This window comes from Roseovarius sp. PS-C2 (assembly GCF_018862045.1).
Lineage (GTDB): Bacteria > Pseudomonadota > Alphaproteobacteria > Rhodobacterales > Rhodobacteraceae > Roseovarius.
Map to the genome: position 1 here is coordinate 1 of NZ_JAHKSQ010000038.1, position 1,241 is coordinate 1,241.

Consider the following 1,241-nt stretch of genomic DNA (forward strand, 5'->3'; position numbering starts at 1 on the left):
ACGACCGCATGCATCAGCACGTCGGCCCCGGCGGCGGCCCAGTCCCTGGTGATCTCCTCGGCCTCGTTGTGCGAGAGCCCGTCGACGCAGGGGCACATCACCATCGCCGTCGGCGCCACGCGGTTGATCCAGCACGCGTCGTGTCCCGCCCCCGACACCAGGTCGCGATGCGAATAGCCCAGCCGTTCCGCCGCCGCGCGCACCGCCGCGACGCAGCCCTTGTCGAACTCCACCGGGTCGAACCCGCCGGCGGTCTCGAACGCCACCTCGCAGCCCATATCGTCGCAAATCTCCGTCGCCGCCGCCTTCATCCGCGTGACCATGTCCTCGATCACCGCCAGCTGCGGCGAGCGGAAATCCACCGTGAACACCGCCTTGCCGGGGATCACGTTGCGCGAGTTGGGGAAGATGTCGATATGCCCCGCCGCGCCCACCGCGTCCGGCGCGTGGCTCAGCGCGATCTCCTCGACCTTCTCCAGCACCCGCGCCATCGCCAGACCCGCATTGCGCCGCATCGGCATCGGGGTCGAGCCGGTATGCGCGTCCTTGCCGGTGATCGTCACCTGCGTCCAGTTCAGCCCCTGTCCGTGGGTCACCACGCCGATATCCTTGCCCTCGGCCTCGAGGATCGGGCCCTGTTCGATATGCAGCTCGAAAAACGCGTGCATCTTGCGCGCGCCCACCTCTTCCTCGCCGCGCCAGCCGATCCGGTCCAGCTCGTCGCCGAACCGCTTGCCCTCGGCATCGGTCCGGTCCTCGGCCCAGGCCTGTTCATGCACCCCGGCAAACACCCCCGAGGCCAGCATCGCCGGGGCGAACCGCGTGCCTTCCTCGTTGGTCCAGTTGGTCACTACGATCGGGTGCTTCGTTTTGATGCCCAGATCGTTCAGCGTGCGCACGATCTCCAGCCCGCCCAACACGCCAAGCACACCGTCATACTTGCCCCCCGTCGGCTGGGTGTCCAGATGGCTGCCCACGTAGACCGGCAGCGCGTCGGGGTCGGTGCCCTCGCGCCGGGCGAACATGTTGCCGAGGCCGTCCACCCCCATGCTGCACCCCGCCGCCGCGCACCAGGACTGAAACAGCGCCCGGCCCTCGCCGTCCTCATCGGTCAGCGTCTGGCGGTTGTTCCCCCCCGCCACACCCGGCCCGATCTGCGCCATCTCCATCAGGCTGTCCCACAGCCTGTCTCCGTTCACTCGAAGATTCTCACCCGCTGACGACATCTCATTCTCTCCCTG

1 protein-coding gene is annotated in these 1,241 nt (G+C 68.3%); it reads right to left on the reverse strand.

All coding sequences use genetic code 11. From position 1 onward, the window contains the following. A partial coding sequence (locus KPG71_RS19585; protein WP_216340444.1) for a Zn-dependent hydrolase occupies positions 1-1,226 on the reverse strand: 1,226 nt, incomplete at its 3' end. Between the last annotated feature and the right edge of the window lie 15 nt (positions 1,227-1,241).